The organism is Oceanicella actignis (assembly GCF_008124525.1).
Lineage (GTDB): Bacteria > Pseudomonadota > Alphaproteobacteria > Rhodobacterales > Rhodobacteraceae > Oceanicella > Oceanicella actignis.
The window spans coordinates 476680-502679 of record NZ_VNHJ01000001.1 but is presented as its reverse complement, the minus strand read 5'-3'; the positions used below and the strand labels follow the sequence as shown (position 1 = coordinate 502679).

General features: G+C 73.1%; 23 protein-coding genes. 11 read left to right on the top strand and 12 right to left on the bottom strand.

Annotated elements, in window-relative coordinates; translation table 11 throughout:
* The first annotated feature begins 111 nt into the window (after positions 1-111).
* On the top strand, positions 112-768 hold the full coding sequence (locus tag LY05_RS02285; RefSeq protein WP_072746191.1) for a hypothetical protein: 657 nt from the start codon (positions 112-114) through the stop codon (positions 766-768).
* A 77-nt stretch (positions 769-845) separates the two neighbouring features.
* Here the strand turns inward: LY05_RS02285 and LY05_RS02280 are convergent, their stop codons facing one another.
* The 9 genes from LY05_RS02280 to LY05_RS02240 all read right to left on the bottom strand — a co-directional run bounded on the left by LY05_RS02280 (position 846) and on the right by LY05_RS02240 (position 8411).
* Positions 846-1502, bottom strand: coding sequence for a c-type cytochrome (locus LY05_RS02280; RefSeq protein ID WP_148921938.1), 657 nt, complete (start codon positions 1500-1502; stop codon positions 846-848).
* The gene (soxC, locus tag LY05_RS02275; RefSeq protein ID WP_072746193.1) at positions 1486-2754 is read right to left on the bottom strand and encodes a sulfite dehydrogenase; all 1269 of its coding nucleotides are present in this window, start codon (positions 2752-2754) and stop codon (positions 1486-1488) included. The genes LY05_RS02280 and soxC overlap by 17 nt, the downstream gene beginning before the upstream one ends.
* Before the next feature lie 109 nt (positions 2755-2863).
* Positions 2864-4558 carry a thiosulfohydrolase SoxB gene (gene soxB, locus LY05_RS02270; RefSeq protein WP_148921937.1) on the bottom strand — a complete coding sequence of 565 codons (1695 nt, stop codon included), beginning with the start codon at positions 4556-4558 and terminating at the stop codon, positions 2864-2866.
* Between the two features lie 86 nt (positions 4559-4644).
* Entirely contained in the window at positions 4645-5499 is an 855-nt protein-coding gene (gene soxA / locus LY05_RS02265) for a sulfur oxidation c-type cytochrome SoxA (RefSeq protein WP_148921936.1), read from the bottom strand.
* A 79-nt stretch (positions 5500-5578) separates the two neighbouring features.
* Positions 5579-5908, bottom strand: coding sequence for a thiosulfate oxidation carrier complex protein SoxZ (gene soxZ / locus LY05_RS02260; protein ID WP_072746195.1), 330 nt, complete (start codon positions 5906-5908; stop codon positions 5579-5581).
* 22 nt (positions 5909-5930) lie between these two features.
* Positions 5931-6359: a thiosulfate oxidation carrier protein SoxY gene (soxY, locus tag LY05_RS02255; protein ID WP_072746196.1), complete on the bottom strand. Its 429-nt coding sequence runs from the start codon at positions 6357-6359 to the stop codon at positions 5931-5933.
* Between the two features lie 52 nt (positions 6360-6411).
* Positions 6412-6873, bottom strand: a complete 462-nt coding sequence (soxX, locus tag LY05_RS02250; protein WP_148921935.1) for a sulfur oxidation c-type cytochrome SoxX — start codon at positions 6871-6873, stop codon at positions 6412-6414.
* A gap of 194 nt (positions 6874-7067) precedes the next feature.
* Positions 7068-7655, bottom strand: coding sequence for a thioredoxin family protein (locus tag LY05_RS02245; RefSeq protein WP_148921934.1), 588 nt, complete (start codon positions 7653-7655; stop codon positions 7068-7070).
* Between the two features lie 15 nt (positions 7656-7670).
* Positions 7671-8411 (bottom strand): cytochrome c biogenesis CcdA family protein, encoded by a 741-nt coding sequence (locus LY05_RS02240; RefSeq protein WP_148921933.1) that lies wholly within the window; start codon positions 8409-8411, stop codon positions 7671-7673.
* A gap of 106 nt (positions 8412-8517) precedes the next feature.
* Between LY05_RS02240 and LY05_RS02235 the strand changes: the two genes are divergently transcribed.
* The 5 genes from LY05_RS02235 (at position 8518) to LY05_RS02215 (ending at position 13377) form a co-directional block, all read left to right on the top strand.
* Complete coding sequence (locus tag LY05_RS02235; protein WP_211356259.1) at positions 8518-8916, top strand: thioredoxin domain-containing protein; 399 nt, start codon at positions 8518-8520, stop codon at positions 8914-8916.
* A 218-nt stretch (positions 8917-9134) separates the two neighbouring features.
* Complete coding sequence (locus LY05_RS02230; RefSeq protein WP_211356258.1) at positions 9135-10178, top strand: YeeE/YedE family protein; 1044 nt, start codon at positions 9135-9137, stop codon at positions 10176-10178.
* A gap of 215 nt (positions 10179-10393) precedes the next feature.
* On the top strand, positions 10394-11428 hold the full coding sequence (locus tag LY05_RS02225) for a TRAP transporter substrate-binding protein (RefSeq protein ID WP_148921932.1): 1035 nt from the start codon (positions 10394-10396) through the stop codon (positions 11426-11428).
* Between the two features lie 4 nt (positions 11429-11432).
* Entirely contained in the window at positions 11433-12017 is a 585-nt protein-coding gene (locus tag LY05_RS02220) for a TRAP transporter small permease (RefSeq protein WP_249041830.1), read from the top strand.
* Positions 12018-12021: 4 nt separating this feature from the next.
* Positions 12022-13377 (top strand): TRAP transporter large permease, encoded by a 1356-nt coding sequence (locus tag LY05_RS02215; RefSeq protein ID WP_148921931.1) that lies wholly within the window; start codon positions 12022-12024, stop codon positions 13375-13377.
* Between the two features lie 16 nt (positions 13378-13393).
* Here the strand turns inward: LY05_RS02215 and LY05_RS02210 are convergent, their stop codons facing one another.
* Positions 13394-16276, bottom strand: a complete 2883-nt coding sequence (locus LY05_RS02210; protein ID WP_148921930.1) for a bifunctional [glutamine synthetase] adenylyltransferase/[glutamine synthetase]-adenylyl-L-tyrosine phosphorylase — start codon at positions 16274-16276, stop codon at positions 13394-13396.
* A gap of 45 nt (positions 16277-16321) precedes the next feature.
* Positions 16322-16591: a hypothetical protein gene (locus LY05_RS02205; protein WP_148921929.1), complete on the bottom strand. Its 270-nt coding sequence runs from the start codon at positions 16589-16591 to the stop codon at positions 16322-16324.
* Positions 16592-16957: 366 nt separating this feature from the next.
* Between LY05_RS02205 and LY05_RS15240 the strand changes: the two genes are divergently transcribed.
* From LY05_RS15240 to LY05_RS02190, 3 genes are all read left to right on the top strand, one after another.
* Positions 16958-17710 (top strand): helix-turn-helix transcriptional regulator, encoded by a 753-nt coding sequence (locus LY05_RS15240; protein WP_211356257.1) that lies wholly within the window; start codon positions 16958-16960, stop codon positions 17708-17710.
* Positions 17711-18793: 1083 nt separating this feature from the next.
* Positions 18794-22270, top strand: coding sequence for an indolepyruvate ferredoxin oxidoreductase family protein (locus tag LY05_RS02195; RefSeq protein WP_148921928.1), 3477 nt, complete (start codon positions 18794-18796; stop codon positions 22268-22270).
* Between the two features lie 332 nt (positions 22271-22602).
* Complete coding sequence (locus tag LY05_RS02190; RefSeq protein WP_148922017.1) at positions 22603-23856, top strand: MFS transporter; 1254 nt, start codon at positions 22603-22605, stop codon at positions 23854-23856.
* A gap of 27 nt (positions 23857-23883) precedes the next feature.
* Here LY05_RS02190 and bamE read toward each other — a convergent pair whose 3' ends face one another.
* Entirely contained in the window at positions 23884-24348 is a 465-nt protein-coding gene (gene bamE / locus LY05_RS02185; RefSeq protein WP_170258756.1) for an outer membrane protein assembly factor BamE domain-containing protein, read from the bottom strand.
* A 520-nt stretch (positions 24349-24868) separates the two neighbouring features.
* Here bamE and LY05_RS02180 point away from each other — a divergent pair.
* Both LY05_RS02180 and rpmF read left to right on the top strand, forming a co-directional pair.
* Complete coding sequence (locus LY05_RS02180; RefSeq protein WP_170258754.1) at positions 24869-25525, top strand: YceD family protein; 657 nt, start codon at positions 24869-24871, stop codon at positions 25523-25525.
* Between the two features lie 269 nt (positions 25526-25794).
* Complete coding sequence (rpmF, locus tag LY05_RS02175) at positions 25795-25998, top strand: 50S ribosomal protein L32 (protein WP_072746208.1); 204 nt, start codon at positions 25795-25797, stop codon at positions 25996-25998.
* Positions 25999-26000 lie beyond the last annotated feature (2 nt).

The window sequence follows — 26000 nt, the reverse complement described above, 5'->3', positions numbered from 1 at the left end:
GTTCACATCCGATATTCCTCTCATCGTCCGCGTTCGAAGACCATGCGTCGTGATTTCCGCCCGCGTTCCGCAATCGGGGAACGCGCGAAACGTCGATAACCAGGAACCGCCATGTTCAGGACCGCTCTTCTTTCGCTTGCCGCGGCAAGCCTCGTCTCGGCCGCCCAGCCCGCGGGCGCGGCGGTGATCGATTTCATCGACCATATCGACAACGTCGCCGGCGAAGCCGCCGTGGGCGCGCCGAACGGCCATGCCAACCCCGTCGTCATCGGCGGCGTGAGCATGGTGCTGGGCGGAACCGCCGGGGGCGATCCGGCCTATGCCTATTTCGACCGCGGCGGCGCGGGCGTGGGCGTTTGCAAGACCGTGACCGCGAGCGCGCAGTGCAGCCCCTCGAGCGACGACAACGTGACGACGGGCGAGATCCTGAGCGTCGCCTTCCTCGAAAATCTCGAGATCACGGGGCTGTCCTTCCGCAACTCGGTCCACCGGCCGGTCTTCTCGGGCAGCGTGGACATCTCGTGGGACGGCGGCGACAACTACAGCAGATACGCCCTGGCCGGAGATCTGCCGGTTTCCGCGCGCGTGTCGGCCTTCACCGACATCCTGCTGCGCTATGTGGATGACGAGTTCTATCTGAGCGCCATCAGCTTCGAGCGCACGCCCTCGGGCGCCTCGGCCGTGCCGCTGCCCGGCGCGGGCCTCTTGATGGGCGCGGGTCTGCTGGCGCTGGGCGCCGCCGCGCGCCGCCGCCGCGCCCGGGCCTGAGCCGCGGCGCGCGGCCAGAGGGGCCGCGCCCGCCGCCCCGCGCCCCGGAAGCGAGCACGTCCGGGGCGCGCGCCGCCTCATTCCAGCGAGCCTTCGCCGTCGCCCTCGGGGGTCACGTCCAGCACCGCCGCGCGCATGGTGATGGTCGGCTCGCCCGGCTTGCAGTCCTTCATGCAGGGCTCGTCGAACACGAAGGTTTCGGTCTGCAGGCGGTCGTCATCCTTGAAGTTCGGCTCGTTGGGCAGCCGGACCGACAGGAAGTTCTCGCGCGAGAGCACGAAATCCTCGTCCACCAGGTCGTTGAGGTAAAGCAGGTAGGCGGTGATGGCGTAGACCTCGTCATTCGACAGCGACTGCGCCGCGCCGAAGGGCATGGCCCGGTGCACATAGTCATACACCGTCGACAGATAGGGCCAGTAGGAGCCGATCGTCTTGATCGGCCGGTCCGCGGTCAGCGTGCCCTGACCGCCCGCCAGAACGGGCCAACGGCCGACCGCCTCGCCGAAATCGCCATGGCAGACGGCGCAGTTGTCGGAATAGAGCTCTTCGCCCTCGGCCACGCCGCCCCGCCCCTCGGGCAGGCCGACGCCGTCGGGGCGCACGTCGATGTCCCAGGCGGCGATCTCGTCGGGCGTCGCCGGGCGGCCCAGCCCCAGCGGGCCGGCCGATGCGGGGGCCGCCTGCAGGCCCGCGGCAAGGGCCAGGATCAGGCCAAGCTCAGGAAACCTCGACATTTTCCGCCTCTCCGTTCTCGTTCACATACCAGGTCTGGATGCCGTTGTTGTGGTAGATCGAGTTCACGCCCCGCACCGAGCGCAGCGCGTCCTTGGTGGGCTGGACGTAGCCGGTGCTGTCGATGGCGCGGCTTTGCAGGTAAAGCGGCCGGCCGTCCCAGTCGAACTCGTGATAGAAGCGGTGGATCGACTTGTCGAAGCTGGGGCCGTCGAGCCGCGCCGGAAGCCAGTTGCGCCCGCCGTCGAGCGAGACGTCCACGCGCCGGATCGTGCCGCGCCCCGACCAGGCGATGCCGGTGATGACGGTTCGGCCCTTGCCATGCGTGATCGGGGCCTGCGGGCTGGGGCTGGTGATGACCGATTTGGCGTCCATCTCCCAGGTGAAGCGGCGCGCGGTCCCGTCGGGCAGAAGGTCGGTGTATTTCGAGGTCTCTTCGCGGTGGTGCCAGGGCTTGTCGCCGATCTCGAGCCGGCGCAGCCACTTGACCCACATGTTGCCCTCCCAGCCGGGCACGACCAGCCGCGCGGGATAGCCCTGTTCGGGGCGCAGCGCCTCGCCGTTCATCTTGAAGGCGACCATGCAGTCGTCCAGCGCCTTCTCGATCGGGATCGAGCGCGTCATCGCCGCCGCGTCGGCCCCTTCGGCCAGCATCCACTTGCCCGCCGGCTTGAGGCCGCATTCCTCGAGGATCGTGCGCAGCGGCACGCCCGTATACATGACGTTGTGGATCATGCCATGGGTGAACTGCACGCCGTTGAGCTGGGCGCCGCGCCACTCCATGCCCGAATTGGCCGCGCATTCCAGGAAATAGACCTTGTTCACGCGCGGGAACCGCTTGAGGTCCTCGAGGGTGAAGACCAGCGGCGTCTCGACCAGCCCGTGGATCATCAGCCGCCACTGCGCCGGGTCCACCTGCGCCACGCCGCCGTGGTGGCGCTCGAAGCACAGGCCGTTGGGGGTGATGATGCCGTCCAGCTCGTGCAGCGGCGTGAAGTTGACCGAGCTGACCGGATCGGCCGTCAGCCAGGGCACGTTGCGGCGCACCACATGCGCCTCGTATTCGCTGGGCATGCCATAGGGGTTGGCGTCCACGCCCTCGCCCAGGGTCGTCGTCCAGTCCGGCAGCTCGAGGATCGCCGGATCGCCCGCCGCCCGCGCCGCGCCCACCGCCGCCAGCGCGCCGCCGGCGGCGAGGCTTCCGGTCAGGAAGGCGCGCCGCGACGCCTTGGGCTGCCTGCTCTCGTCGCTCATCTTCATCCTCCGATGGTCGTGGGAACCCGGGGGTTCGCTCCGATCTCGCATTCTCTTATTCGACTTTACGCATATCAATGCCGCGACGCGGCCCCGCGCTCCGCACCCCTCAGCGGCCCGCCACGCGCACCGTGGCGTTGGGGTCGATGCGCACCACGCCCTTGCGCTTGACGAAGCTCTCGACCACGTCCCAGATGGCGGGGCCTTCCGTGCCCTCGTTCACCGAGGCCCAGCCCGCCACCACATAGCTGCGCTGCGGATCGATCGGGCTGCCGTCGCGCAGCAGCGTCATGGACGAGATGCGCCGCCCCATGGGCGCGTTCGGGTCGATGGCGTAGCCCATGCCGCCCACGCGCACCATGTCGCCGCCCTGCTGATAGTAGGGGTCGGGGTTGAACAGGTTGTCGGCCACGTCCTCGAGCACGGCCTTGAGCTGCTCGCCCGTCATCTCGGTGCGGTAGGCGGCCGGATAGGTCATGGCCGTGGCGTTGAACAGGTCCTCGCGGGTGATCGGCTCGCCGGGCAGAAGGCTGGGCCCCCAGCGGAAGCCGGGCGACAGGGCGATGTCGGCCTCGCGCTCTTCGATGAGGGCGTTGCAGATCAGATCGTCCCACGAGCCGTTGAAGTTGCCGCGCCGGTAGAGCAGGCTTTCGGTCGTGCCCAGCACCTCTTCGAGCTGCGCCTTGAAGGGCGCGCGCTCGGCCTCGATCAGCGCCGCCACCTCGGGGTCGGGCGCGATGACGTCCGAGAAGACGGGGATCAGCTTGTGCCGCCAGCCGCGCAGCGCGCCGTCGCGCACGTCCAGATCCAGCCGCGCCACGAACTTGCCGTTCGAGCCCGAGGCCAGCAGCAGCGTCTTGCCGACGACGAGCGGCTCGGGCAGCGCGTCATGGGTGTGGCCGGTCAGGATCACATCGATGCCGGGCACGCGCGCGGCCATCTTGCGGTCCACGTCGAAGCCGTTGTGCGAGAGCAGCACCACCAGATCGGCGCCTTCCTCTTCGCGCACCTGGGCGACGACCTCGCGCATGCGCTCCTCGCGCACGCCGAAGCTCAGATTGGGGAACATCCAGCGCGGATTGGCCACCGGCAGGTAGGGAAAGGCCTGGCCGATGACCGCGATGCGCACGCCGCCGCGCTCGAAGATCCTGTAGGGCTCGTAGGCGGGCTCTTCCCACTCGGCGTCGAAGATGTTGGCGCCGAGGAAGGGGAAGTCCAGCGTCTCGACGATCTCGTTGACGCGATCGACGCCGTAGGTGAATTCCCAATGCGAGGTCATGGCGTCGGGGCGCAGGGCGTTCATGACGTTGACCATGTCCTGCCCGCGCGTGGCGTTGGCGGTGTAGCTGCCCTGCCAGGTGTCGCCCCCGTCCAGAAGCAGCGCGTCGGGCCGGTCGGCGCGGATGGCGTTGACGACCGTGGCCACGCGGTCGAGCCCGCCCATGCGCCCGTAGCTGCGCGCCAGGGCGACGAAATCGAGATAGGTGAAGGCGTAGGCCTCGGGCGTGCCGGGCCTGAAGCCGAACAGCCGCAGGAAGTCGGCGCCCGTGACGTGCGGCGGCTGGCCCGCGGCCTCGCCGACGCCGATGTTGATTTCGGGCTCGCGGAACCAGATCGGCTTGAGCTGCGCGTGGATGTCGGTGACGTGGATGAGCGTCACGTTCCCGGTGGTCTCGAACTCCAGCAGCTGATCCTGGGTCAGGGACTGCGCGGCCATCAGCCGCCCCCACCCTCCGGCGGCCGAGCCGCCGATGATGGCGGACGCCGCCGCGGCGGCCTGGAGGAAATCCCGGCGGGAAATCATGCGTCGCTCTCCTGTGATGAGGTCTTCTTCGCGCCCCTGGCAAAGGGGCGAGGGCGCGCCGCGCGTCAAGGCGCGGCGCGCGCCGGTCAGTTGCGAACGGCCGGGGTCTCGATGCCCAGCCCCTCGCCGCGGACGGCCAGATAGGCCTCGAGCGCGACGAACTCGTCCGAGCCGCGCTTGAAGGGTTCGGCGCGGATGTTCTTCATGCAGCCCGAGAAGCGGCGATGCAGCGAGCCCAGCCCCTGCCACTTGAAGCGGTAGGTCGGAAAGCCGTTGATCTGCCCCTGGCTCAGATGGTCGGCGCGGATCATCTTGCCGTAATTGTCCTCGTGGCAGTTCGAGCAGGCCATGTCGAGCTGGCCGAAGCGCGTGTAGTAGAGCTCCTTGCCCTTCTCGATCCACTCGGCCATGGGGCCGTCCTTGCGGATCTTCATCGGGTAGCCGCGCGCCTGCTTGCCGACCAGCGCGGTCATGGCCAGCATCTCGCGCGATTCCCACTTCCAGGGCTCGGCCTTCATGTTCTCGGTGCGGCAGGCGTTGATCTGGTTCTCGAGCGTGAAGGGGCGGCCGGCCTTCTCGTTCCACTTGGGATAGCCGGCGCGCACGCCCTTCATGCTTTCCTCGACGTCGCCATGGCACGAGGCGCAGGACTTGCCCGCCTCGCCATCGACCGCGTCCCACAGCGACTGGCCGTAATCGACCGCGACCATGGCCGGGTTCTCGAAGTCGTCGGCCTCGAGCGCCTGGGTCTCGTCGCTGCGAAAGCGCCAGCCGGACACGATCTCGGGCAGCGGGTGGCCCGGCGGCGCCGGCACCTTGGTCGCGATCTTGACGCCGTCGATCACCAGCTCGTCATCGTCGTAATCGGCCAGGGCGGCGCCGGCGCCCATCGCCGCGATCACGCCCAGGGCCGCCGCCCTCTTGATGATGCGTGCCGTCATGTCGGTGTTCCTCCCCGTATGTGCCGCCCCTTTGGCGGGGCGTTCTTCGGCCCGGCCCCGCGCACGGGGCCGGCGCGCGTCAGGCGATGGCGATCTTGCTCGAGGTCTCGTAGACCGAGCCGTCGTCGTCGGTCCAGGCGAAGCGCAGCTCGCCCGGGCCGGGCACCTTCATCTCGAAGCGGATGTAGGGGTTGGCCGAGACCGCCGGATGCAGATCGGCGCTGACGACCTCTTCGCCCTCGAAGGTGGCGACGAACTTGTTGATGATCTTGCGCGGAATGCGCTCGCCGGTCTTGCTGTCCTTGCGCTGGCCCGATTCCATCGGGTGGCTGATGAGCGTCTTGATCTCGATGATCTCGCCGACGGCGGCCTTCTTGGGCGCCTTCACGCGGGGTTTGATCTTGGCCATGAGTGCTCTCCTGATCCCTGGGTCAGCCGCCGCAGCCGCCGATGGTCACCTTCACCGTGCGCGCGGCGCGCCCGAAGCTGCCGTCGGCGAATTTCGCCACCGCGATCACGTCCTGCGTGCCGGCCAGGCGGATGCGGGTCGAGGCGGCGGGAACGGCCAGCTTGCCGAAATGGAAGGTCGCGACGTCGGGATTGGGGTTGCCCGCCGCCAGGATGAGGATCGCCTCGGCGCCCTCGGCGGCGACCGAGATCGGCACCGTGTTGCCGTTCTCGGCGATCTCGGGGGCCTCGACCTCGACGCCGCCCTCCTTGACCGGCGCGCCTCCGGCGAAGGCGGCGATGGCCGCCTCGACGTCGGCGTGCTCGGCGGCCCGAAGCGCCCCCGCGGGCAGGGCCGCAAGCGCGGCCCCTGCGGCCGCCAGCTGCAGCGCGTCGCGTCGGTTGAGTTTCATGCGGTGTTCCTCCTGATGGTGCTGCGGAGCGGCGCCGGGCGCCGGATCCGCGTCATTCTTCCTTGAGCGTGAGCAGATAGGCGACCACGTCCTCGACCTGCTGGGCGGTGAGGATGGGCTTGCCCGCGAATTTCCTGAGCGGCCGGTTGAAGCCGCTGTCCTTGTAGAAGGCGGGCATGATCGTGCCCTCGAAGGCCTTCTTCGAGTTGACCAGGATGCCGCGCAGTTCGGCCTCGCTCCAGCGATCGGCCACGCCGTCGAGCGGGGGGCCGATCTCGCCGTGGAAGGGCTCGTCGGCCATGTCGGAATTGGCGTGGCAGGCCAGGCAGTTGCCCAGCTTGCGGTCGATGAACACGGCCCTGCCGCGGGCCGGATCGCCGGGCGCGTCGGTCAGGCGCTGCGGCACGGCCGAGCCGTCGAAGCGCACCTCGGCGGGCGCGGTTTCGGCCGCCCAGGCGCCGCCGGCCAACGCCGCCGTCAGAGCGGCCGCGGTCAGAATTCGCGGTGCAGCCATTGCTGTTCCTCCCCCTTCGTCTTTCTCGTTCCGGCGCCGGGCCTGCCGCCGGGCCGCCCATGGGTTGCCCAAGGGTTGTGTGTGAAACTAAACGGGCCGGGACGAGCGGGCAAACATTAAATTCAAGAAATCGAATTTTTCGATTCGCCCGCCGCGTCGCGCTGCGGCGCAACATCATTGCGCCGCGCGCCCGGCTACTGGCCCTTGCGCCGCGCCTCGATCATCCGGGCGTGGTAGCGCTGGAAGGGCTCGTCGCCCTCGTAGCCCTTGTCGAGCACCCATTGATACATGTCGCGCGTCGTGCCCTTGCCGAAGGCGCCGGGCACGGTGGCCACGGCGGCCTGCGCGGCGTTGCGGCCGTCCTCGGGCGGGGTATCGGGCATGAACAGCGCCGTCGGCGTGAACAGCACGCCCCAGCGGCGCACGGCCTCCTTCTCGGTCAGCGTCGCGCCGTCAAGGTCGGTCACCTCCTCGTCGCCGAACATGTTGATCTGCACGACCATGAAGTTGCGGGCGATGAAGTCCGCGATCTCGGGGTCCGAGTAGACCTCCTCGTGCATCTTCTTGCAGTAGATGCAGCCGCGCTGCTCGATGAACAGCACAAGGCGCTTGCCCTGCTCGCGCGCGGTCTGGATGTCCTCGCGCAGGTCCTTGAAGGTGTATGAGAACCAGGGCTGCTTGTGCAGGCCGTCCTCGCCGATCTCGACCGCGCGGGCGGCGCCGGCCGCCGCCAGGGCCGCCAGCGCCAGGGCGGCCGCGCGCAGGGTTTTCCATCGCAGCATCGTCGTCTCTCCTCTTCAGCGCAGCGTCCCGATGTCGGGCGCCACGTCCAGCATCCACTGGGCGATGCGGTTCACGCTGCCCGTCGCGATCAGCGCCGCGAACAGCACCAGCGCCGCGCCCATGATCTTCTCGACCAGGCCCAGATGGCGGCGAAAGCGCGCCGCCCAGCGCATGAACGGCCCCGCGAAGGCCGCCGCCAGGACGAAGGGCAGCGTCATGCCCGCCGCATAGGCCGCCAGAAGCGCCGCGCCGCGGGCGGCCGTCTCGGTTCCGGCCGCCGCGAACAGGATGGCCGCCAGCACCGGCCCCACGCAAGGCGTCCAGCCGAAGGCGAAGGCGAGGCCCGCGACATAGGCGCCGAGCGGCCCCAGCGCCCTTGTCTCGGTCTCGATCCGCGCCTGGCGAAAGAGCAGCGCGATGCGGAACACGCCCAGAAAGTGCAGCCCCATCAGCAGGATCACGCCCGCCGCCGCCCAGCGCAGGACGTCGAACCATTCGCGCAGCGCCTGCCCGAAGCTCGAGGCCGCCGCGCCCATGCCCACGAAGATCGTCGCCACCCCCAGCGCGAAAAGCAGCGCCGCGGTCACCGCCCGCCGGCGCGCGCCCGGGCGCGGGCGCCCCTCGGCGCCCAGCTCGGCCACCGACAGCCCCGCCATGTAGGCCAGATAGAAGGGAACGATCGGCAGAATGCACGGCGACAGGAAGGACAAGAGCCCCGCCCCCGCCGCGCTCCACAAGCCTATGTCGAAATCCATGCGCATCCTCCCCGGCGCGTCCTTTGCGCCACGTTACATTTTCATATATGTTTTTGTCGATATTTGCGTCCGCCACCCCACCCACCGCCCCACCGACGGAGAAGGCATGCCCCGATTCACGCGCCTCCTGATCCTTGCGGCCCTGTGCGCGCTGGGCGCCGCCGCCGCGCCCCGCGCCGCCGAGCTGGTGATGATCGAAGAGCCCGGCTGCGGCTGGTGCGAGCGCTGGAACGCCGAGATCGGCGGCATCTACGACCGCACCGACGAGGGCCGCCGCGCCCCGCTGCGCCGCGTCGAGGCGCATGCGCAGGATGCGCTCGGGCTGACGCGGCGCGCGCCCTTCACCCCGACCTTCATCCTCATGAATGAGGGGCGCGAGATCGGCCGCATCGAGGGCTATCCCGGCCCGGACTTCTTCTGGCCGCTGCTGGGCAGGCTGCTCGACCGGTTGCCGGCCCGGGCGCCCGCCCCGAGCCAGCCCGGCGCGGAGGCCCCCGCCAGCTGACCGCGCGCCACGCCGCCGGGCCTCGCGCCGGCCCTTTCGACGCGCCGGGCGTCGCCCGTCGCAGGCCCGCGCCCGCGGCGCCGCGCCATGCCCGGCGCGCCGCGCCCAAGGCGCCTTGTCGCCAAGCCCGCGCCGGGCAGTTGCGCCCGGCCCCGCGAAAGGCATGATCGGAACGAGGCGCGGGGCCCAAGCCCGCATCCGATCGCACGAGGTCAGGCATGGCTTTCATCTCCGAACCCGAACTTGCCGCGCTTGCGGGGCTGGCGGGAGGCGCCGCGCTTGGACTTGCGGCGCGGCTGGGGCGGTTCTGCACGCTGGGCGCGGTCGAGGATGCGATGCTCGGCGGCGACTGGACGCGGGCGCGCATGTGGGCGCTGGCGCTGGCGACGGCGATCGGGCTGACGCAGCTGGCCGCGGCGCTCGGGCTGTTCTCGCCGGCCGATTCGATCTATCTGCGCCAGGCGTGGAACCCGGCCGCGACGATCCTGGGCGGCCTGGCCTTCGGCTACGGCATGGCGCTGGCCGGAGGCTGCGGCTACGGCGCGCTGGCCCGGCTGGGCGGGGGCGATCTGCGCGCGCTGGTCATCGTGCTGGTGATGGGCGTGTCGGCCTACATGACCATCGGCGGGCCGCTGGGCTGGCTGCGCGCGGCGCTGTTCCCGCCGCGCTTTCTCGAGCCGGGCGAGACGCCGCCCACCCTGTCGGCGCTGATCGGGGCGCAGGACGGAACGCTGGCCGCCGCGCTGGCGGCGGCGCTGGCGCTGGCGGCCTTCGCGCCGGGCGGTCTGGCGCGAAGGCCCGCCCAGGCGGCATGGGCGGCGACGGCCGGCGCGGCGGTGGCCGCGGGCTGGGTCTGCACCGGGGTTCTGGCCGCGCGCGCCTTCGAGCCGATCCAGGTCGAGAGCCACACCTTCGCCGCGCCTCTGGGCGAGACGCTGCTTTACCTGATGACCGCCACCGGCGCGGCGCCCAGCTTCGGGGTCGGCTCGGTGGCGGGGGTGACGCTGGGCGCGCTGGCGGGCAGCCTCATGCGCGGGCAATTCCGCTGGGAGGCCTGCGACGACGCCGCAGAGCTTGGCCGCCAGATGCTGGGCGCCTTCCTGATGGGCGCGGGGGGCGTGACGGCGCTGGGCTGCTCGGTCGGCCAGGGGCTGTCGGCCTTCTCGACGCTGGCGACGAGCGCGCCCGCGGCGACGCTGGCCATGGCCGCCGGCGCGGCGCTGGGGCTGCGGCAGCTTGTGCGCGGGTTCCACGGAATCTGACGCCATGGGCATGACGTCATGGCGCAATAGACATGGCGCGCGGGCGGCCGCGCCGGTAACTTCATGTCCCAGCCTCGCCGCGGCCCGCAGCCGCCCGGGGCCGGCGCGCGGGCCGTGGGCCGCCTCATGATCCGGGCGCGCGCAGGCCGCGCCGCCGGGCGGGCGCGACGCCGCGCCATCGACACGAAGCACGACCGCAACAGGGAGCCGACGCCATGAAACTGATCCGCATCGCCGCCGCCGCGCTGGGCGCGCTGGGCGCGCTGTCGGGCGCCGCGCAGGCGCAGGAATACGTCTTCAAGCTGCATCATTTCCTGTCGGCCAAGGCGCCGGCGCATGCCAGGATGCTCGAACCCTGGGCGCGCCGCGTCGAGGCCAATTCCGGCGGCAAGGTCAAGATCGAGATCTACCCCGCCATGTCGCTGGGCGGAAAGCCGCCCGAGCTGATCCAGCAGGTGCGCGACGGCGTCGTGGATCTGGTCTGGACCGTGAACGGATACACCCCCGGCGCCTTCCCGCGCACAGAGGCGTTCGAGCTGCCGGGCGTGTTCCTCAACGACCCCGCGGCGGCGAACGTGGCCATGCGGCGCATGTTCGACGACGAGCTGTCCAAGGACTATGACGGCGTCGAGGTGATGTTCCTGCACGTCCACGCCGGCCAGGGCATCCACATGGTCGACAAGCTGGTGCGCAAGCCCGAGGACTTCGCCGGGCTCAAGCTGCGAATCCCCACCCGCACCGGCGCCTGGGCGATCGAGGCGCTGGGCGCCGCGCCCGTGGCCATGCCCGTGCCCGAGCTACCCCAGGCGCTGAGCAAGAAGGTGGTGGACGGCGCGCTGATCCCGTGGGAGATCATCGCCCCCCTGCGCCTTCAGCAGCAGACGCGCTACCAGATCGAGGGCCACGACCAGACCCGCCTCGGCACGACGACGTTCCAGGTCTCGATGAACAAGGCCCGGTGGGACTCGCTGCCCGACGACGTCAAGAAGGCCTTCCGCGACGCCTCGGACGAGGACTGGCTGCGCGAGGTCGGCCGCATCTGGCGCGCCAGCGACGATGCGGGCATCGCGCTGGCGGTCGCGGCGGGCAACGAGCATGTGGTCCTCACCCCCGAAGAGACCGACGCGCTGCTGGCCGCGCTCGAGCCCGTGCAGCGGCGCTGGATCGAAGAGGTCTCGGCCCGCGGCATCGACGGCGCGGCGCTGATCGCGCGCGCCCGCGCGCTGATGGCGCAGAACCCGGGCCGCTGAGCCGATGACGCGCGAGAATGCGCGGCCCGCCGCCGGCGACATGGCCGGCGGCGCGGCGCGCGGCCCCCACGACGCCCCCGACCACGCCCCCGACGGCGCGCCCGGCCCGGTCGAGCGCGCGCTGGCCCGCGCGGCCGAGCTGTGGGCGCTGGCCGGCGGCGCGCTGTTGTGCGCGGTGGTTCTGATGAATGTGTGGTCAGTGGTCGCCTCGGCGCTGGCGGGGGCGCCCTTTCCGGGCGATTTCGAGCTGACCGAGATGGGCGTGTGCGTGGCGGCCTTCGCCTTCCTGCCCCATTGCCAGATGAGCGGGGCGAACGTGACGGCCGACATCTTCACCATGGGCGCCTCGCGGCGTTGGCTGGCGGCGTTCTCGCTGGCGGGCAGTCTGGCGGCGCTGTGCTTCTCGGCGCTGCTGTTGTGGCGCATGTGGTTCGGCATGACCGACCAGATGACCTACGGATACACCACGGCGATCCTGCAGATCCCGCACTGGCAGGCCTTCGCGCTGATCCTGCCCTCGCTGGCGCTGCTGGCGGCGGCTTCGGCCGCGACTCTGGCGCGGGATCTGCGCGCGCTGCTGCGGAGCTGAAGCGATGAACGACGCCCTTGCGACCGGCCTTGGCGGGCTGGCGGTCCTGGTCGCGCTGATCGCGCTGCGCATGCCCATCGCCTACGCGATGATCCTGGTGGGCGGCGTCGGGGTCGCGCTGCTGAACGGCCCCGACATCTTCATGAGCCAGCTCAAGACGCTGGCCTACGGGCAGTTCTCGATCTACGACCTGAGCGTCGTGCCGATGTTCGTGCTCATGGGCGCGATCGCCACGCGCGCCGGGCTCAGCCGCGACCTGTTCCGCGCCGCGGCGGCCTGGCTGGGCTGGCTGCCCGGCGGCGCGGCCATGAGCGCCATCGCCGCCTGCGCGGGCTTCGGCGCGGTGTGCGGCTCGTCGCTGGCCACGGCCTCGACCATGGGCCAGGTGGCGCTGCCCGAGCTGCGCCGGCTGGGCTATTCGGATGCGCTGGCCACGGGAACGCTGGCCGCGGGCGGCGTGCTGGGCATCCTGATCCCGCCCTCGGTGGTGCTGGTCATCTACGCCGTGATCGTCGAGGCGAACATCGTCACCATGTTCATGGCGGCGTTGATTCCCGGCATCCTGGCGGTGCTTCTGTTCCTGGCCACCATCGCCCTGTATGTGCGCCTGCACCCCGAAGCGGGCCCCGCCGCGCCGCGTCCGACAAGGGCCGAGCTGACCGAGGCCAGCCTGCGCGTCCTGCCGGTTCTGGGCATCTTCGCGCTGGTCATCGGCGGCATCTATCTGGGCTTCTTCAACCCGACGCCGGCGGCCTCGATCGGGGCGTTCCTGGTGTGGATCTACGGCGCGGCGCGCGGCACGGTCGGGCTCAAGGCGCTGCGCGGCGCGCTGCTCGAGACGGCGCGCACCACGGGCATGATCTATCTGATCCTGCTGGGCGCCGAGATGCTGAAGATCTTCATGTCGCGCGGCGGCGTTCCCCAGGCCATGGCCGAGTGGATGGCGAACTCGGGCCTCGCGCCGATGGCGGCGCTGCTGATCCTGCTGGCCGCGCTGATCGCGCTGGGCTGCCTGATGGACAGCCTGTCGATGATCCTGCTGGTCATCCCCTTCTTCTGGCCGGCCCTGGTCGAGATCAACGGCGGCGACTACGTGCCCGCCGCCGAGGCCGCCTTCGGCATGACGACCGAGGATCTGAAGGTCTGGTTCGGCATCCTGGCGCTGATCGTGGTCGAGCTGGGGCTGATCACCCCGCCGGTGGGGATGAACGTGTTCGTCATCTCGGCCCTGTCGGGCGGAGTGCCCATGCGGCGCACCTTCCTCGGCGTGGCGCCCTTCTTCTTCGCCGAGCTGATCCGCGTGGGGCTGCTCATCGCCCTGCCGGCGCTGACCCTGTGGCTGCCGCGGGCGCTGTCCTGACGCCCGCGCGCGGCGCTCAGCCCGCCTCGGGCGCCGGGGCGGGCAGGAATCGGTCGGCCGCGGCGGCGGCGCGCGCCTGCGCCTCGGCCAGCCGCGCCTCGAGCGCCGCGACGTCGGCGGCCCCCGTCGCGCGGCACAGCACGCCGCGCAGCTCGGCGCCGAAGGCCTCGGGGCGCGGGTCGCCGTCCAGCGCGACGCGGGTCAGCTGCTGCACCGCGCTCTGAAGGCGGCGCGCGGCGATCAGCGCCTCGGCCTCGTCGGCGCCGAGCCGCCCCGCCTCGGCCAGCGCCGCGATCGCCGCCTCGGCGCCGGCGGGGCGTCCGCGCCCCAGGATCAGCGCGCCGGCCTGGGCGACGAAGTCGATGTCCATCAACCCGCCCGCGGCATGCTTGACGTCCCACGGATCGGCGCGGCGCGCGCCATGCGCCGCGGCGACGCGCGCGCGCATCCGGGCGGCGTCGGCCAGGATGGCGGCCTCGTCGCGCGGCAGGCTCAGGGCGCGCGCCACCGCCTCGTCCACGTCGGCCATCAGATCCGCGCGCCCGGCGACGGCGCGCGCGCACGTCAGCGCCATGTGCTCCCACGTCCAGGCCTTGGCGCGCTGGTAGTCCTCGAACCCCGCCAGCGAGGTCGCCACCATGCCCTGCCGGCCCGAGGGGCGCAGGCGCATGTCGATCTCGTAGAGCGCGCCCTCGGCCGTCTTGGCGCTGACGGCGCTGATCAGCGCCTGCGCGAAGCGCGAGAAATAGGCCGAGGCGGCAAGCGGGCGCGGGCCCTCGGACGTCTCCTGCCCCGCCGCGTCGTAAAGCAGGATCAGGTCCAGGTCCGAACCCGCGGTCATCTCGGCGCTGCCGAGCTTGCCCATCGCCAGGATCGCCGCGCCGCGGCCGGGGGGCGGGCCATGGCGGCGGGCGAACTCGGCCTCGACCTCGGGCAGCAGCGCCTGCAGGCAGGCCTCGGCGATGGCCGAGAAGCCGCGCGCCGCCTCGGCCGGGTCGGCCAGCCCGCGCAGCAGCTGCACGCCGACGCGAAAGGCGGCCTCCTTGCGCCAGCGGCGGGCGCGGTCGAGCTTGCGCTCGTAATCCTGCTCGGCCGCCAGCGCCGCGGCCAGATCCTTGCGCAGCGCGTCGGCGGCGGGCAGGGGCTCGAAGAAGTCGCGGTCGAGCAGCGCGTCCAGAACCTGGGCGTTGCGGCCCAGATGCTCGGCCAGGCGCGGCGCGGCGGCGCATAGCTGCGCGATCAGGTCCAGAAGCGCCGGGTTCGATTCGAACAGCGACAGGATCTGCACGCCCGCCGGCAGGCCCGACAGGAAGCGGTCGAAATGGGCCAGGGCCTCGTCGGCCTGGGCGGCGCGCGACAGGCTGCGCAGGATCAGCGGCTCGAGACGGCCCAGCAGCTCGCGCGCGCGGGCGCTGCGCGTGGCGGGGATCTCGCCGTCGCGCCAGCGCATCAGCGTCGCCTCGGCGGCGTCGGGGCGCGCGAAGCCCATCGCCGCCAGCGCCTCGGCGTCGGCCGCGGGGGCGGCCTGGCGCGGGCCCGGCGTGAAGAAGGGCTCGGTCAGGCGATCGACCGTCTCGAGCCGCGCCATGATCTCGGCCTCCCATGCCGCCTGATCCTCGCGCCCGCACAGCGCCGCGACGCGCGCGCGCGCCTCGGTCGAAACGGGCATGACATGGGTCTGCGCGTCCTCGATCATCTGCAGCCTGTGCTCGACCTCGCGATGGGCGACATAGGCGGCGTCGAGCGCGGCGCGCTCGTCCTCGCCGACCCAGCCGGCCTCGGTCAGCGCGGCCAGCGCCTTGCGCGTGGCGCGCGCGCGCAGCGAGGGGTCGCGGCCGCCGCAGATCAGCTGCCGCGTCTGGACGAAGAACTCGATCTCGCGGATCCCGCCGCGGCCCAGCTTCATGTCGTGCCCCGGCAGGCGGATCGGCCCGCCCACGCCGCGATGGGCGCGGATGCGCTCGCGGATGCCCTGCGCGTCGCCGATGGCGGCGTAATCCAGGTGCTTGCGCCAGATGAAGGGCGTCAGGCGCCGCAGAAAGGCCTCGCCCGCCGCGACGTCGCCCGCCGCCGCGCGCGCCTTGATGTAGGCCGCGCGCTCCCAGGTGCGGCCGAGGCTCTCGTAATACTGCTCGGCCATGCCCATCGACACGCAGACCGGCGTCGTCGAGGGGTCGGGGCGCAGGCGCAGGTCGACGCGGAAGACGTAGCCCTCGCCCGTGGGCTGGCTGAGCAGCCGCGTGGCCTGCTGGCACACCTTGATGAGCCGCGCCCGCGCCTCGAGCGCGTCGCGCGCGCCATAGCGCGACTCGTCGAACAGGAAGATCAGGTCGATGTCGGACGAGTAGTTCAGCTCGCGCGCGCCGCCCTTGCCCATGGCCAGCGCCGTCAGCCCCGCGCAGCCGCCCGGATCCTCGTCCGGGCCGGGCAGGCGCCCGCGCGCGGCCTCGTCCGCCACCAGCGCGCGCAGCGCCGCGTCCACGGCCGCGTCGGCCAGATCCGACAGCGCGCCCGTCGTCTCCTCCAGCGACCACGCGCCCGCCAGATCGCACAGCGCGATGAGGAGCGCCGCGCGCCGCTTGGCCCGGCGCAGCCAGGGGCCGCGATCGGGCCGTTCGACCGTCGCCGGCATGGCGCGCACCTGGTCCAGGATCTCGGCCATGGCCTGCTCGGGCGGCGCGGCCAGGGCCCGAGACAGCCACGCGCCCTCGGCTCGCATCAGGCCCTGCAGGTAGGGCGAAGAGCCCGCGGCGCCCTCGATCAGCGGGCGCAGCGCCGGATCGAGGTCGAGCGCCGCCCACGCCTCGGCGCCGCGGCGCGGGTCGTGCGCGCGCGGAAGGCGGCGGATGCGGTCGGCAAGCGGGCGCGCCGTCGGCGCGGAAGGGCTGGTGGCGGTCATGCGCGATGCTTCGCCGCCGGCGCGCGCGCTGTCAACAGCCGCGGCTCAGCGCCGCCGCAGGCCGACCCAGACCAGCGCGCCCACCACGACAGCGTTGATCAGCGCGCCGCCCATCACGCCCAGCCCCTCGACCGCCGGCGGCCCGTCCCCCGCCACGCGCTGCGCCAACTGCGCCCAGGGGGCGGCAAGCGAGCGGCTTGCCGAGAAATCGCCCGTCGCCGCGCCGGCGAAGGCCGCGGCGGCCGCAAGCGCCAGGAACCCCGCCGCCGCCGCGCGCGCCGCGAACCGATGGTCCGGTCTCTGCCCGTCATCCATGCCTGCAAACCCCGCCAGCCTCGCCGCGCGAGCGCCGCCGGCTTCAACCATCGGCGGAAGCGGCGTCGCTGACATCGACCGAAAAGCCGCAGCATTGAGGCGATGGCGGGCGGCTCTCGCAATCCGAAACGCGAAATATCGGGAAAATTCCCGGCGATTTTTCGGCATTGCGGGCGCGGCTTCAAGGTTATCCACAACGATTCATCAAAGGTTGAGCGGCAATTCTTCCATTGCGCCCAAGGGAGAAGCCGCTGGCGCGCGGAACCGGACGCCCCCGGGCGGACCGAGCAGGCCCAGACGCGACGCGCTCTCATGGCGCGCAGGCTTCCGCCACGGCAACATTCCAACGAAGCGGTCCTTGGCGCCATGAACAGACAGAACGACTCGCAAGGCGCGGCGCCCTCGCCCCGCGCGCGCGCGCTGACCCTGGCGGCGGAAGAGATCATGCGCGCGCGCATGACCGAGCCGCTCACCGCGGCCGCCGTCGCGCGCGAGGTGGGCGTGACGCTGCGCCGTCTTCAGATGGCTTTTCGCGAGATGGGCCGCGAACCCCCGCGCGAGCGGCTGACGAACATGCGCCTCGACCTGGCGCGCGCGCGCCTCGACAGCCCGGGGCCGCACGAGGGCGTGAGCGAGATCGCGCTGGCCTGCGGCTTCAATCACCTCGGCCGCTTCGCGGCGGCCTACCGCGCGCGCTTCGGCGAAGCGCCCTCGGCCACGCTGCGCCGCGCGCGGCGGACGGGCGCCGGCGCGAAGGCGCGCACGGGCGGCGACGGCGGCGGGAACGGCGGAGCCGGCGGCGCCGGCGGGGCTGCCGGATCGGGCGCCGGCCCGGCGGATGACGGCGCCAAGCTGGCCGCGCCCGCGCGACGTCCGGCGCAAGCCCCCGGGCGTCGCGCGGCGGAAGGGGCATTCGACTGCGAAGGCGGACCGGAATCGGGCGCTCCGGCCTCGGCGCGCCGCCGCCGTCGGCGCCCGGCGCCCGGACGGCCCTCCGAGCCGCCGGCGCGGGCGGAATCGGGCGCCGCCGAGGGCAGCGGCGGCGAACAGGGCCGATCGGAAGGCGAGGACGCGGCCGATGGCGCCGCGGGCGCGCGCAGGCTGGGCGCGGCGCGCTGAGATCGCCCTTGCGGATGCGCCGCCTTGCGGACGCACCGCCGTGCGCACGTCGCGCCCCAAAGGCATTTTGTCTCGATCGCCGCGCTTCATCTGCGCCGCCGCGCGCACGCGGCGCCCCCGGCCGTGGCGGCGCGCGCCCCTGCGCCGCAGCCCGCGCCGCCGCGCGCACCTCGCACCCTGCGCAAACGCCCCCGCGCCTTCGGCCGGCTCGTCACGGCGGCGCGCCGGATCGTGGCCCGCGCATCGGGCGCGCGGCGCGGGCGGGCGCGTCCATTGAGCGACGGCGCGCGCACGAGGCGGCCGCAAGGGCAACCGATCTGCTCAGGCGCAACAATGGCGCGTCCGCCCACATTGGCGGCGATCGCGGACAGCTCCGGCGACCTGCGGCGCGCCCGTGCGGCGACGCCATGACCTGGCCGATCCGTTTGGGCCGACCGACTTGACCGGATGATCCTGTCGAACGCCCCCGCGGCTTCGGCCAAAGCGCGCGCCCTTTCGCAAGCCTGCTCCTGCCGATCGCCTCCCTGATCCGCGTCGCCCGCCCGAAACACGGGCCGAGCGGCCTGCGCCGCCCCGGCCATCATCGGCCCGACGCGCGCGAGGGCGCGCGGCCAACGGCCGCCGCGCGCCGACCGGGCCGGCGAAGATCGGCGCCGCGGGCCTTGCGCGGCGGCGCGGCCAAGGACCCGTCCGCCCGCGGCGCGGCGGGCTCCGAGGCGCCGGGATCCGAGGCGCCGGGATCCGAGGCGCCGGGGCGCGGCGGATCTGCCGCAAATCCGCAGGGCGCGCCCGCAAACGGGCCCGCCCCGCACAGCAACCGGCGCGCCGCCCGCGCATCGAACCGCGCCGCCAACCGCGCCGACGCGCGCGGCGACGCGCGCGGCGACGTTGCGGGCGCGAGCCACGCCCACTTGCGCGCAAGGCGACGCCGCCCGTGCGCGGGGCGGGGGCGGAGGCATTCGCGGGCGGCGCGAAACGTCATTCCGTTCTGCGCAAAGAAAATGGATGGACGCGCCCGCCCCGGGGCCGTTGAATGCTGCAAGCGCCCCGCCGCGGCTGGGCGCCGACCGCGGAGGAGCAGCCATGAGCGTGAACGTCGCCCCCAAGCGCCTGAACATGACCCTTGCCGACCGGATCGAGTCCGAAGAGGGATGGCTCTACATGACCGGCATGCAGGCGCTGGTGCGTCTGCCCATCCAGCAGCGCAAGCGCGACGCGGCGGCGGGGCTGAACACGGGGGGCTTCATCTCGGGCTATCGCGGCTCGCCGCTGGGGCGCTACGACATCGAGCTGTGGCAGGCGCAGGAGGCGCTGCGCGCGCACAACATCGTCTTCCGCCCCGGCGTGAACGAGGATCTGGCCGCCACCGCCGCCTGGGGCGCGCAGATGGTCGGGCTCTATCCGGGCGCCACGGTCGATGGGGTGTTCTCGATCTGGTATGGCAAGGCGCCGGGCATGGACCGCTCGATGGACCCGCTGCGCCACGCCAATCTCAGCGGGGCGAGCCCGCGCGGCGGCGCGCTCTTGCTGGTCGGAGACGACCACGGGGCCAAGAGCTCGACCGTCGCATGCTATTCGGACTACAACTTCGTCTCGATCGGCGCGCCGCTGCTGGCCCCCTCGAACGCGCAGGAGGTGCTGGATCTGGGCCTGCACGGCATCGCCATGAGCCGATGGTCGGGCTGCCTTGTCGGCATGAAGCTGGTCACCGACGTGATCGAGGGCGGCGGCTCGGTGCTGGTCGGCCCCGACAGCCCGCCCATCGTCATGCCCGAAGGCAAGGCCGATGTCGGCCCGCAGGTCTTCCGCCCCTTCCTTCAGCAGGAGGCCATGCTTTACGAGCGGCGCATCGGCCGGGCGCTGGACTACGCGCGGCTCAACGGCCTCAACCGCATCGAGGGCCCGGCCGAGGCGCGCATCGGCATCGTCTCGTCGGGCAAGTCCTGGCAGGACCTGCGCCAGGCGCTGCGCGCGCTGGGCATGCGCGACGGGATGCTGGGGCGCATGCCCGTCCGGCTGCTCAAGCTGGGCATGACCTGGCCGCTGGACGACGAGATCGTGCGCGACTTCGCGCGCGGGCTCGAGGCCATCGTCGTGGTCGAGGAGAAGCGCCCGCTGATCGAGGACCAGATCCGCTCGATCCTTTACGGCGCGCCCAACCCGCCGCGCCTGATCGGCAAGTTCTTCGACGGCCGCCTTTACGGCGCCGGCGCGGCCGAGCCCGCCTTCCCCGCCGTGGGCGAGCTGGACCCCGGGCGCGTGGCGCAGGTGGTGGCGCGCACGGCGCTGTCGCTCGACCCCGATTGCGGCGTCGTCGGCGCCAACGCGCCCCTGCCCGAGGCCGCGCGGGCGGGCGGGCCGACGCGCGCGCCCTCGTTCTGCGCGGGCTGCCCGCACGGGCGCTCGACCAAGGTCATCGAGGGCAGCCGGGCGCTGGCGGGGATCGGCTGCCACTCGATGGCCATGATGCGCGATCCCATGCGCACCAACGGCATGTCGCACATGGGCGGCGAGGGGGCGATGTGGATCGGCCAGCAGCCCTTCACCCAGGAGCGCCACGTCTTCGCCAACATGGGCGACGGCACCTATTTCCATTCCGGCATCCTGGCCATCCGCGCGGCGGTGGCGGCGGGCGTGCCGATCACGTTCAAGCTGCTGCACAACGGCTTCGTCTCGATGACCGGCGGCCAGCCCGTGGACGGCGAGCTGAGCCCCGCGCGCATGATCGAGCAGCTGCGCGCCGAGGGCGTGCGCCGCATCGCGCTGGTGGCGGACGAGCCCGAGCGCCACAAGGACCTGCCCCTGCCCGAGGGGGTGACCCTGCATCCGCGCGCCCAGCTCGAGGCCGTGCAGAAGGAGCTGCGCGAGATTCCCGAGGTCACCGCCCTGATCTACGACCAGCCCTGCGCCACCGAGCGCCGGCGCCTGCGCAAGCGCGGCAAATGGCCCGACCCGGACCGGCGCGTCTTCATCAACGCCGAGGTGTGCGAGGGCTGCGGCGACTGCTCGACGGTCTCGGACTGCATGGCCATCGAGCCGCTCGAGACCGAGCTTGGCCGCAAGCGGCGCATCAACCAGTCCTCGTGCAACAAGGATTTCTCGTGCGTCGAGGGGTTCTGCCCCAGCTTCGTCACCGTGTCGGGCGCGCGCCCGCGCAAGGCGCGCGTCGAGGCCGCGCAGATCGACGATTCCGCCCTGCCCGCCCCGCGCCCCGCGCCGGTGGACGGCGCGACGGCGGTGCTGATCGCGGGCATCGGCGGAACGGGCGTGGTCACCGTGGGCCAGACGCTGGCCATCGCCGCGCATGCCGACGGGCTGTTCAGCTCGAACCTCGACGTCACGGGTCTGGCGCAGAAATACGGCGCCGTGCACAGCCATGTGAAGATCGCCCGCGACCCGGCGCAGCTGACCGCCACGCGCATCGCCGCGGGCGAGGCCGACCTGCTGATCGGCTGCGATCTGGTGGTGGCCGCGGGGGCCGAGTCGCTGGCCGCGCTCCGCCCCGACGGCGGACGGGTGGTGGCCGACCGCACGCTGACCCCGACCGCCGACTTCGCGCGCAACCCCGACTGGGCGCTCAACGCCGACGAGCTGACGGCGCGCCTGCGCGCGGCGGCGGCCGAGGGGCGCGCGCTGATCCTGGATGCCGAGCGCATCGCCGCCGCGCTCCTGGGCGACGCGATCTACGCCAACATGATGCTGCTGGGCGCCGCCTGGCAGCTGGGCGCCCTGCCCCTCTCGCACGAGGCGATCATGCGCGCCATCGAGCTCAACGGCGTGCAGGTCGAGCTGAACCGCCGCGCCTTCGCCCTGGGCCGCCTGGCTGCGCATGATCCCGAGCGCGTCGAGCGCATGGCGCGCGAGGCGGCGCCGGCGCCGCCGGTCGATCTGGCCGCGCGCCGCGAGACGCCGCTCGAGGCGCTGATCGAGGACCGCGCCGCGCGGCTGCGCGCCTATGGCGGCCGCCGTCTGGCGCGCCGCTACCGCGCGCGGCTGGCGCCGCTGCTGGCGGCCGAGGCCGCGCTGGGGCGGGGCGACGGGGCGTCGCGCGCGGCGGCGCAGGGCCTCTTCAAGCTGATGGCGCCGAAGGATCCGTGGGAGGTCGCCCGCCTTTACGCCCGGCCCGAGTTCCGGCGCGAGCTCGAGCGCGCCTTCGAGGGCGATCTGAAGCTGACCTTCCACATCGGCGCCTGGCCCTTCGGGCGCCTCGACCCGGCCACGGGCAAGCACGTCAAGGGCGAGGTCGGCGGCTGGGCGATGGGCGCCTTCAAGGTCATGTCGGCGCTGCGCTTCCTGCGCGGCACATGGCTCGACCCCTTCCGCCGCGGCGAAGAGGCCGAGCTGGCCCGGCGTCTCGAGGCGGCGTATCTGGAGGATCTGGAGCTTGCCGCCGCGCGCCTGTCGCCAGACACGCTCGACGCCGTGCGCGAGCTGCTGGCGCTGCCCGAAACGATCCGAGGCTATGGGCATGTGCGCGCCGCCGCCGCCCAGCGCGCCGAGGCGCGGCGCAAGCGCCTGCGCGCCCGGCTCGAGACGCCGGCCGAGGCGCGGGCGGCGTGACGGGTCGGGTTCGGGGCGCCGGCGGTTTGAGGAGCGGGGTTCGGGGCGGCGGCCGAGCCGCGGGCGGCGTGACGGGCTGGTTCCAGGACGCCGCGCAAGCCGCGGGCGGAGTGGCGGGCCGGGTTCGGGGCGCCGCGCGAACCGCGGGCGAAGTGACGGGCCGGGTTCGGGGCGCCTGGCAAGGCGCGGGCGCGGCGATGCGCCGGGCTCGGGGCGTCGGCCGGGGCGTTGGCGCCATGTCGCGCCGTTGCGCGCCGGGACGCGACCTCGCGCCGCTGGCGCCGCGCCTTTGCGTCGGCCCCGCGCGGGTCTAGAACGCGGCCATGACCGACATGTCCGAACGCCCCGCTTCCGAAAAGCCCCTCGTCGCCGATGCCGCGCCCGAGGCCGTCGACGATCGCCGCGCGCGGCGAAACGTGCTGGCCCTGGTGGCCGCGCAGGCGATCCTTGGCGCGCAGATGCCTGTGAACTTCATCCTCGGCGGCCTGGCGGGGCAGATCCTGGCGCCGGACAAGTGCCTGGCGACCTTGCCCATCTCGCTCATCGTGCTGGGCTCGATGCTGTCGGCGCCGGCGATTTCGGGGCTCATGGGCCGGCGCGGGCGGCGGGTCGGGTTCCTGACCGGCGCGGCGGGCGGCGCGGCGGGCGCGACGCTGTGCGCGCTGGGGCTGATGTGCGACTCGTTCGCGCTGTTTCTGGCCGGCGCGCTGTGCACCGGCGTCTACATGAGCGCGCAGGGCTTCTACCGCTTCGCCGCCGCCGACACGGCGTCGGCCGCCTTTCGGCCGAAGGCGATCTCGTGGGTGATGGCGGGCGGGCTGGCGGCCGCGATCCTGGGCCCGCAGCTGGTCAAGCTGACCGCCGACGCACTGGCGCCGGTTCCCTTCGCGGGGGCGTATGCGGCGGTGGCGGCGCTCAACATCTTCGGGGCGCCGCTGTTCCTGCTGCTGGACATCCCGCGCCCGCGCCCGCCCGCCGACGCGCCCCGGGGGCGTCCGGTGCGCGCGCTGCTGCGCGATCCGCGCATCCTCACGCCCATGATCTGCGCGATGGTGTCCTACTCGCTCATGAACCTGGTGATGACCTCGACCCCGCTGGCGGTGGTCGGCTGCGGGTTCGGCGCCTCGGACGCGGCGGACATCGTCTCGGCCCATGTGCTGGCCATGTTCGCGCCCAGCTTCTTCACCGGCGCGCTGATCGCGCGCTTCGGCGAGACGCGGATCATCGCGCTCGGGCTGTTGCTGCTGGCGGGCGCGGGGGCGGCGGCGCTGGCGGGGGTCGAGCTGTCGAACTTCTACCTCGCGCTGGTGCTGCTGGGGCTGGGGTGGAACTTCGGCTATATCGGCGCGACCTCGATGCTGGCCGGCGCCCATGCGCCCGAAGAGCGCGCGCGCGTGCAGGGGCTGAACGACTTCGCCGTGTTCGGGATGGTCACGCTGGCGTCGCTGGCCTCGGGCGGGCTGATGAACTGCGTGGGCGGCGACCCGCAGACGGGGTGGAGCGCGGTGAACCTGGCGATGATCCCCTTCCTGACCCTGGCGGGCGGGGCGCTGATCTGGTTCGCCCTGCGCCGCCCGGCGGCCTGAGCGCGGCGCGGGGCGCGGGGCGCGGGCTCAGCCGCCCGGGCGCCCCAGCCCCGCCTCGGTCGCGGTCGCGCCGACATTGCCCAGGTTGCCGAACAGCTGCTGCAGCACCGTCAGCTCGCGCCCATAGGTCGGGGTGGTGCGGGTGACGAGGTTGATGACGCGCCCGTCCTCGAGCCCGTAGGTCTCGACGCCCTGAACGAAGCCGTCGGGGCCGAAGCGCACCACCACCACGCGCCGGTCGGTCACGCGCGGCGGATAGGCGCCCACCGTCTCGAACCGCGACGAGGCGTAATACCACGCATCGTCGCGCAGCACGCCGCCGGTCAGCGGCCGGCCGATCTTGCGCGCCACCGTCTGAGGGGTGTCGACGCCCGGCTGGATCTGGGCCAGCTGCTCGGGGGCGGGGGCGTAGCCATGCGTGGTGACGATGGGCGTGCAGCCTGCGGCCGCCAGCGCAAGCGCGAACGCGCCGGCCGTGATTGCTCTGGACACTGGGGCTCTCCCGCCGCGGTTCATCTTGCAGCGATGCCTAGCGCGCGCGGGACCCGAATTCAAGCGCGCGCGCAAGCCCCCGGGGCGAGCCGGCGCGCATGCGCGGGCGCGCAGGGCGGCGCCGGCGCAAGGGTGCGCAAGGGTCCGCACGCACAGGCGCGCAGGGCGGGCCCCGGCCCCCACGCCGCAACCCTGCCCCGCCGCGCCCGCGGCCGCGCCCCTGCACCACCGCCCGCAGCCGGCCCGCGCCGCACGCAAGCTGCGCCGCACGCAAACCGCGCCCGCCCCCGCGCGCCCAGCCCGAACCTGCCCCCCGCGCCCTGCCCCGCCGCCGCGCGCCCGCGCCGCCTCGGGAACCGGGCGGCGCGCGCCCTTGAGCCGCGCGCGCCGCCGCGCTATCTGAGCCTTGGCGCGATCGCGGCGCGTCCCGCCCCGCCGGTCGCCGGCCTCGATGCCGGCCCGGAGGATGGCCCCGACCCCGGACCGCCGCGGCCCGAACGCGCCGGGCAAGGAGCATGCGATGAAGAAATCCCCCCCGCGCCCCGCCGCCCCGCAGCGGCCCGAGATGCGGCGCGAGCGGCGCGTCGCCCGCCTGCCCGCCGAGGGGCTGGCCTTCGACGAAACCGCCACCGAGGACGAGCGCGCCGCCCTGGCGCGACGCTACGGCGTGCTCGAGGTCGGGGCCTTTTCGACCAGCGGGCGCATCGAGCCCGAGAAAAACGGCTGGCGCATGCGCGGCGTGGTGCGCGCGCGCGTCACGCAAAGCTGCGTCGTCTCGCTCGAGCCGGTCGAGCAGGTGATCGAGGAGCCTTTCTCGCGCCTCTACCTGCCCGGCGCCCCCGACCCCGAGACGCTGGGGCCCGACCTCGACCCCGACGCCGAGGACCCGCCCGAGCCGCTGGGCGAGACGCTCGACCCCGGCGAGGCGGCGGCCGAGGCGGCGGCGCTGGCCATCGACCCCTATCCGCGCCGGCCCGGCGCGGCGCTGGCGCGCGACTCGGCCCTTCCGCCGGGCGCCGCGCCGCTCGAGGAGGACGCCCCGCGCCCCTTCGCCGCGCTGGCCGAGCTGCGCGCGCGCCTCGCCGCGCGCGAGAACGGCGCCGAGGCGGACGCCCCGCGCCCCGAGGGCGCCGAGGACGACGCGCCCGACCCCGGGCCCCGCAAGGGCGACGCCTGAGCCGCCCCGGGGGCGGAGAAAACCCCTTGCCCTCGGCGGCCGATCGAGTATGTTCCGCGTCTCGTTTCCCCGAGGCTGCATGCGGGCGCGGGCGCGGTCGGCCCCGACCGGGCGCGCGGCGGCCGGCGCGGGGATGACGCGGGGGCGGAGACGGCGCTTGGCGCGCCGCGCCGCGCCCGGATCGGACGGCGCCCCGCGCCGATGGACATGAACGGACAACCGGCGACGCCCGGCCAAGGCCGGCGCGACGCAGATGCGGAGTTGAGAACATGGCGGTCCCCCAGAACCGAGTCACGCGCTCCAAGCGCAACATGCGCCGCGCCCATGACGCGCTGGTGGCTGAGAGCTCGAACGAGTGCCCCAACTGCGGCGAGCTCAAGCGCCCGCATCATGTCTGCGGCGCCTGCGGCCATTACGGCGGCCGCGAGGTCGTGGCGATGGTCGAGGACGTGGATCTCGACGACGAGGCGTGATC

Bases quoted from the DNA above. Each gene is read 5' to 3' on its own strand.
- LY05_RS02285 (WP_072746191.1), top strand. From the start codon at position 112: ATGTTCAGGACCGCTCTTCTTTCGCTTGCCGCGGCAAGCCTCGTCTCG.
- LY05_RS02280 (WP_148921938.1), bottom strand. From the start codon at position 1,502: ATGTCGAGGTTTCCTGAGCTTGGCCTGATCCTGGCCCTTGCCGCGGGC.
- soxC (WP_072746193.1), bottom strand. From the start codon at position 2,754: ATGAGCGACGAGAGCAGGCAGCCCAAGGCGTCGCGGCGCGCCTTCCTG.
- soxB (WP_148921937.1), bottom strand. From the start codon at position 4,558: ATGATTTCCCGCCGGGATTTCCTCCAGGCCGCCGCGGCGGCGTCCGCC.
- soxA (WP_148921936.1), bottom strand. From the start codon at position 5,499: ATGACGGCACGCATCATCAAGAGGGCGGCGGCCCTGGGCGTGATCGCG.
- soxZ (WP_072746195.1), bottom strand. From the start codon at position 5,908: ATGGCCAAGATCAAACCCCGCGTGAAGGCGCCCAAGAAGGCCGCCGTC.
- soxY (WP_072746196.1), bottom strand. From the start codon at position 6,359: ATGAAACTCAACCGACGCGACGCGCTGCAGCTGGCGGCCGCAGGGGCC.
- soxX (WP_148921935.1), bottom strand. From the start codon at position 6,873: ATGGCTGCACCGCGAATTCTGACCGCGGCCGCTCTGACGGCGGCGTTG.
- LY05_RS02245 (WP_148921934.1), bottom strand. From the start codon at position 7,655: ATGCTGCGATGGAAAACCCTGCGCGCGGCCGCCCTGGCGCTGGCGGCC.
- LY05_RS02240 (WP_148921933.1), bottom strand. From the start codon at position 8,411: ATGGATTTCGACATAGGCTTGTGGAGCGCGGCGGGGGCGGGGCTCTTG.
- LY05_RS02235 (WP_211356259.1), top strand. From the start codon at position 8,518: ATGCCCCGATTCACGCGCCTCCTGATCCTTGCGGCCCTGTGCGCGCTG.
- LY05_RS02230 (WP_211356258.1), top strand. From the start codon at position 9,135: ATGGCTTTCATCTCCGAACCCGAACTTGCCGCGCTTGCGGGGCTGGCG.
- LY05_RS02225 (WP_148921932.1), top strand. From the start codon at position 10,394: ATGAAACTGATCCGCATCGCCGCCGCCGCGCTGGGCGCGCTGGGCGCG.
- LY05_RS02220 (WP_249041830.1), top strand. From the start codon at position 11,433: ATGACGCGCGAGAATGCGCGGCCCGCCGCCGGCGACATGGCCGGCGGC.
- LY05_RS02215 (WP_148921931.1), top strand. From the start codon at position 12,022: ATGAACGACGCCCTTGCGACCGGCCTTGGCGGGCTGGCGGTCCTGGTC.
- LY05_RS02210 (WP_148921930.1), bottom strand. From the start codon at position 16,276: ATGACCGCCACCAGCCCTTCCGCGCCGACGGCGCGCCCGCTTGCCGAC.
- LY05_RS02205 (WP_148921929.1), bottom strand. From the start codon at position 16,591: ATGGATGACGGGCAGAGACCGGACCATCGGTTCGCGGCGCGCGCGGCG.
- LY05_RS15240 (WP_211356257.1), top strand. From the start codon at position 16,958: ATGAACAGACAGAACGACTCGCAAGGCGCGGCGCCCTCGCCCCGCGCG.
- LY05_RS02195 (WP_148921928.1), top strand. From the start codon at position 18,794: ATGAGCGTGAACGTCGCCCCCAAGCGCCTGAACATGACCCTTGCCGAC.
- LY05_RS02190 (WP_148922017.1), top strand. From the start codon at position 22,603: ATGTCCGAACGCCCCGCTTCCGAAAAGCCCCTCGTCGCCGATGCCGCG.
- LY05_RS02180 (WP_170258754.1), top strand. From the start codon at position 24,869: ATGAAGAAATCCCCCCCGCGCCCCGCCGCCCCGCAGCGGCCCGAGATG.
- rpmF (WP_072746208.1), top strand. From the start codon at position 25,795: ATGGCGGTCCCCCAGAACCGAGTCACGCGCTCCAAGCGCAACATGCGC.